Annotated in this window: 6 protein-coding genes; 4 read left to right on the forward strand and 2 right to left on the reverse strand. The window is 70.3% G+C overall.

Annotated features, from left to right (window positions below):
* Positions 1–25 precede the first annotated feature (25 nt).
* Entirely contained in the window at positions 26–1,027 is a 1,002-nt protein-coding gene (locus ABF401_RS06130; RefSeq protein WP_353508660.1) for a DnaB-like helicase C-terminal domain-containing protein, read from the forward strand.
* A gap of 13 nt (positions 1,028–1,040) precedes the next feature.
* Here ABF401_RS06130 and ABF401_RS06135 read toward each other — a convergent pair whose 3' ends face one another.
* Complete coding sequence (locus ABF401_RS06135; RefSeq protein ID WP_353508655.1) at positions 1,041–1,388, reverse strand: barstar family protein; 348 nt, start codon at positions 1,386–1,388, stop codon at positions 1,041–1,043.
* Positions 1,385–1,876: a guanyl-specific ribonuclease gene (locus ABF401_RS06140; protein ID WP_353508656.1), complete on the reverse strand. Its 492-nt coding sequence runs from the start codon at positions 1,874–1,876 to the stop codon at positions 1,385–1,387. The genes ABF401_RS06135 and ABF401_RS06140 overlap by 4 nt, the downstream gene beginning before the upstream one ends.
* 76 nt (positions 1,877–1,952) lie before the next feature.
* On the opposite strand from ABF401_RS06140, the gene ABF401_RS06145 reads away from it, so the two are divergent.
* The 3 genes from ABF401_RS06145 to ABF401_RS06155 form a co-directional block, all read left to right on the forward strand.
* A complete protein-coding gene (locus ABF401_RS06145) occupies positions 1,953–3,188 on the forward strand; it encodes an SRPBCC family protein (protein ID WP_353508657.1) in 1,236 nt (411 codons plus the stop codon).
* A 36-nt stretch (positions 3,189–3,224) separates the two neighbouring features.
* On the forward strand, positions 3,225–3,755 hold the full coding sequence (locus ABF401_RS06150) for a pyridoxamine 5'-phosphate oxidase family protein (protein ID WP_353508658.1): 531 nt from the start codon (positions 3,225–3,227) through the stop codon (positions 3,753–3,755).
* A 140-nt stretch (positions 3,756–3,895) separates the two neighbouring features.
* Positions 3,896–4,806: 1-deoxy-D-xylulose-5-phosphate reductoisomerase (locus ABF401_RS06155; protein WP_353508659.1), on the forward strand; the 911-nt coding region annotated here is incomplete at its 3' end.

The raw sequence follows: 4,806 nt of genomic DNA on the forward strand, positions 1-4,806 counted from the left end.
CGGCCAGGCCACCGGACCGCACTCGGTGAGCAGCCTGCTCAGCGACGTCGACCACGTCCTCCGGCGCGGCCTGCCGGCCGGCGCGAAGGTCCACCCGACCGGTTTCGCGGCGCTCGACGCGACGCTCACCGGCGGGTTCCGCTCGGGCGAGCTCGTCCTCGTCGGCGGCCCGGCCGGCAACGGCAAGACGACGATCGGGTTCCAGTTCGCCCGCAACGCCGTCGCCGCCGGCGGGCACGCGCTCGTGTTCTCCTACGAGCATGAGGCGCACACCCTGCTCGAGCGGCTCATCTCGATGGAGTCCATGGAGTCCCTCGAGGGGGCCGGGGCGTCAGACGACTTCGGGATCAGCACGGCGGCGGACGTCCACAGCGTGCGCCGGGCGCTCGAGGCGGGCTCTGGCGGGGCGTCCCTCGGTGCCCTGCTCTCCGGTCTGCCGGGCGGGACGGAGGCGCTCTCGACGCTGGGCGGCTACGGTGACCGGCTCCACATCCACGAGTCCTCGGGTGCCACCACAACGCTGGACGAGATCGGCAGAATCGTCCGTGACGTCACGGCCACGTCGGGGAACGCGCCCCTCGTCCTCGTCGACTACCTGCAGAAGGTGCCGGTCCCCGGCGCGCCCGAGGAGGAGCGTTCGACGATGGCCGTCGAGGGTCTCAAGGACCTGGCCCTGGAGGTCGGTTCCCCCATCATCGCGATCTCTGCGGCGGACAAGGAAGCGCTGGTGTCCGGTCACCGGATGCGCACCCATGACCTGCGCGGCACGTCGTCCCTGGCCTATGAGGCCGACGTCGTGCTGATCCTCAGCGACAAGCTCGACATCGTCGCGCGCGACCACCTCGTCTACGACCTCGGAAACCTGCAGCGGTTCCGCGACTGGACCGTCCTCACCGTCGAGAAGAACCGGCACGGCCGGGGTCACGTCGAGCTCGAGTTCGCCAAGGACTTCGAGCACGGCCGCTTCCACACTCGCGGCAACGAGGTCAAGGAGCGGCTCATCGACGAGCGGGTCTTCACGACCTGAGCACCCGCCCTGCCTAGCGGTCGATGATCGTCAGGCCCAGGTCGTCTCGCTCGTCGGCGACCTGCTCGAGGATGTCGACGACGAGGGCATAGGTCTCGGGCGCGTTCTCTCGTAGTGCGTGCGCATGGTCCCAGACGAGCTCGATCCGTCGCTGGTCATCGTTGGACAGCTCGCGGAGGGCGTCGACGAGGGCATCCCAGTTGTGGCCGAACCACGCGGGCAGGGCGAGGGCCGAGGCGAACTCGGACAGCACCGAGCGCTTGTCGGTCCCGGCACGCACGACCCGCACGTCGGTGCCGTGGGCGACGAGCGTGATGATGTGGTCATCGACCTCGTCGTGTCGTCCCAGGAACGTCGTCATCTGCCCTCCCGGATTCTGCTGAACGAGTCGTAGTGGTCGTCCGTCCAGTACTTCTCCCCACCTGCTCCGGTGATGATCCGGCGCGGGCCGCGGTCGTCGGAGCCGGGTGTCTCGACCGTGAACTCCTTGTAGTAGCCGCGACGCTCGTCGGGCAGCCGGCGTTCGCGGTTGAAGAAGGTCTGGTTGTCGTTGCGCGGGTAGGGAAAGGGCCCGCCCGCCTCGATGAGGGCAAGCGTGTCACGCGCCTCCGGAGGGAGGGCGGACTCGGCCACCCAGGGCAGTCCCGATACCGGATCCGTTGCGCTGTCGTCGCTGTCGTTCGATGCCGTATGCCGCTGAGCTGACTCGGCGTGCGAGGTGGCCGTCGCGCGCTGGCTGGGTGACGCGGGGGAGGGACCGGTGTCGGCCGCGCGAACGACGGACCAGACGAGCGTGGCGGCTGCGAGCAGCCCGATCACCAGCAGCGCCCTGAGTGTCGTCCTTCGCACGGCCTCATCCTGCCTGCCGTGTCCGTCTCGCGCGAAGCCATGACGGCGTCGACCCGGTTGGGCCACACTCGGGCACGTGCGCAACCTGCTCCGAGGCCTCGTGGGCGACCAGCTGCTGCGTCGCCCAGCGCCCGAGCAGCGGCAGGGGCAGCCGCTCGACGTCCACCATCGCGTGCTCATCAGCTGCGAGCGGATGGCCGTCTGGGACGAGCTGCTCACCCCGTCCGGCCCGTTCCTGGGCGAGGAGCTCACGGTCGTGCCCGTCCCGGAGTCACAGCATGGACCTCCAGCCGCTCTGGCCGTCTTGTGGCGTCGCGGCAACGGTCGGCTCCGCGCAGGGCTGGGGCAGATCGTGGCCGCAGAGCCGCCAGGGCTCGTCGTCTCCCGGGCGGTCGACGGCTCGTCGCCGATGACCCTGACGACGTCGCTGGAGGACACCGACGAGGGCTGCATCGTCGATCAGCGGCTATCCGGAATCACGCCTGGGCATGCCATCGACCTCCGATCGGCGTTCGCCCTGATGTGGCTGCAGCGCGGGCTGATCGGGCTCAAGGAGCGGCTCGAGGGTGGACCGGTCACCGGGCAGGCCACCGCCGCGGGCGCCGGAACGGTGGGTGCGGAACCGTACTCCGCACGTCTCGGTGCCGAGATCGCGGCCATCGACGCCGAGGTCGCAGGGCCCGCTCTCGTACCGATCGCCCACGATGAGGCCATCGAGCTGGCCGTCCCGCCTGACGTCCTCTGGGACCTGATCCTGGATCCCGGCGTCGAGGCGCTGGTGAGACCGCACACGCTGAGCGTGACGAGGGCGATGGTTCCCGGATTGCCCGCCGAGGTCCACGTGGCGCTGCACCAGGGCGAGGCCGGTCGCCGCTCCGTCACCGTCTCCCAGCTGATGGAGCAGGCCCGTCCGCGCATCGTCGAGCGCAGCCTGACGTCGGAGGTCGAGTCGGCCGTCGTGACGCGGATCGAGCCGACGAGCTGGGGCAGCCGACTCACCGAGTCGCTCGTCGGGTCGCTGCCGGCAGGGGCAGGGTCGCTGTCCGGCGCAGGTCCTGCGGCAGCTTTCCTGCGAGCCCGCCTCGAGGCGATCCGGCGACTCGCCGAGGCCGGGATCCAGCCGCAACGGGATCCCCGCACCGGCTTCCTGCCGCCGGGGACCGAGCCGCCGCCAGCCCCTCACGCACCTCCAGTGCCCGTTCCCTCCGCGGTGCTCCTCCCTCCGCCCCAGCTGCCGATCGTGGTGCCCGAGCACCGTCCGCAGGGCAACACCAACGTCGTCGAAACGTTCGTCACGTGGGTCTCGCTGTAGGCGGAACTCCGACCAGCGGCGTACTACCGTCGGAGGGTGCTCGAGACCGCTGCCGAGATCGCAACCCTCCAGGAGCTGCTCGACGCTTCGCGCGCCCGGGCGACCGGACACCTGCGTTCGATCATCAACGACGATCGCAGTCTCACGGCTGAGGACCTCGTGCAGCTGCTCACCGGGATGAAGGTGCTGTCCGTGGCCACGGTGACCTCAAGGGGGGAGCCGCGCATCAGCGCGCTGGACGGGCACTTCCTGCACGGCACGTGGACGTTCAGCACGGACGGCAGCTCGGCGAAGGCGAGGCATCTCGAGCGCCGGCCTGCCGTCAGCGTCGCGCACATCGACGGGGAGGAGCTGGCGCTCTTCAGTCACGGGGCGGCCGAGCTGATGCTGCCCGGGCCGGAGCGTGACGAGGTCGAGGCGCACTGGACAGCGCACTACGGCAGCAACCCGTTCTCGTGGGGCGACGACATCCGGATGTATCGGCTCAGAATGACCTGGGCGGTGGCATACGCCTTCCAGCGGGACGAGCTGCTGCGGGTTCGAGGCGTGCCTTCGACGCAGCATTGACCCACCACCGCAACACGCCCGGGAATCTCGAACGAGGCCCTGAAATATCACTGGTCAGTTCCGAGGAGCCGGGCGTGTTGCGGTGGCGGTGGGGCAGGGCAGGAGCGAGCTCGTTCGCCACCATGCGCGAGGATGAGCGCGTGACCGATGAGCTTGCTGCCCCCTCCACGCTGCGCCGGCCCCGCAGGCTCATCCTGCTCGGCTCGACCGGCTCCATCGGGACCCAGGCCCTCGACCTCGTCCGGCGCAACCCCGACCGCTTCGAGGTGGTTGGCATCTCCGCTGGCGGCAACCTCGAGCTCCTCGCGCAGCAGGCCGTCTCCTTTGACGTCCCCGTCGTCGCCGCGGCGAACGCCACCAACGACGAGCTGTCTGCGGCCATCCGGCGCACCCACGGCACCATGGGCGGCGAGGCGAGCCCAGCGGCATACGACCCCGAACTGCTGACCGGCCCCGACGCGAGCTCGACGTTGGCCGCCCGCCCAGCCGACGTCGTCGTCAACGGCATCACTGGCGCGATCGGGCTCGAACCCACTCTCGCGGCGCTCCGCGCAGGCACGACGCTCGCGCTGGCGAACAAGGAGTCGCTCATCATCGGCGGGCCGCTCGTCAAGGCACTCGCCAGACCGGGACAGATCGTGCCCGTCGACTCCGAGCACAGCGCCATCGCCCAGTGCCTGCGCGGCGGCCGCGCCGAGGAGGTCCGGCGGCTCGTTGTCACGGCGAGCGGCGGGCCCTTCCGTGGGCGCACCCGTGCCGAGCTCGCAGACGTGACGCCCGAGCAGGCGCTCGCCCACCCGAACTTCGCGATGGGCCGCGTCATCACGACGAACTCTGCGACCCTCGTCAACAAGGGGCTCGAGGTCATCGAGGCGCACCTGCTCTTCGACATTCCCTTCGACCGGATCGACGTCGTCGTGCACCCGCAGCAGATGATCCACTCGATGGTCGAGTTCGTCGACGGGTCGACGATCGCCCAGGCCGGCCCGCCGCGGATGCTCGTCCCGATCGCGCTCGGCATGTCCTGGCCCGAGCGGATCCCGGACGCCGA

Source organism: Intrasporangium sp. (genome assembly GCF_040414665.1).
In the GTDB taxonomy this organism is placed as follows: domain Bacteria; phylum Actinomycetota; class Actinomycetes; order Actinomycetales; family Dermatophilaceae; genus Intrasporangium.

Excerpts from the sequence above, each read along its gene's own strand:
- ABF401_RS06135 (WP_353508655.1), bottom strand. The coding sequence starts at position 1,388 with ATGACGACGTTCCTGGGACGACACGACGAGGTCGATGACCACATCATC.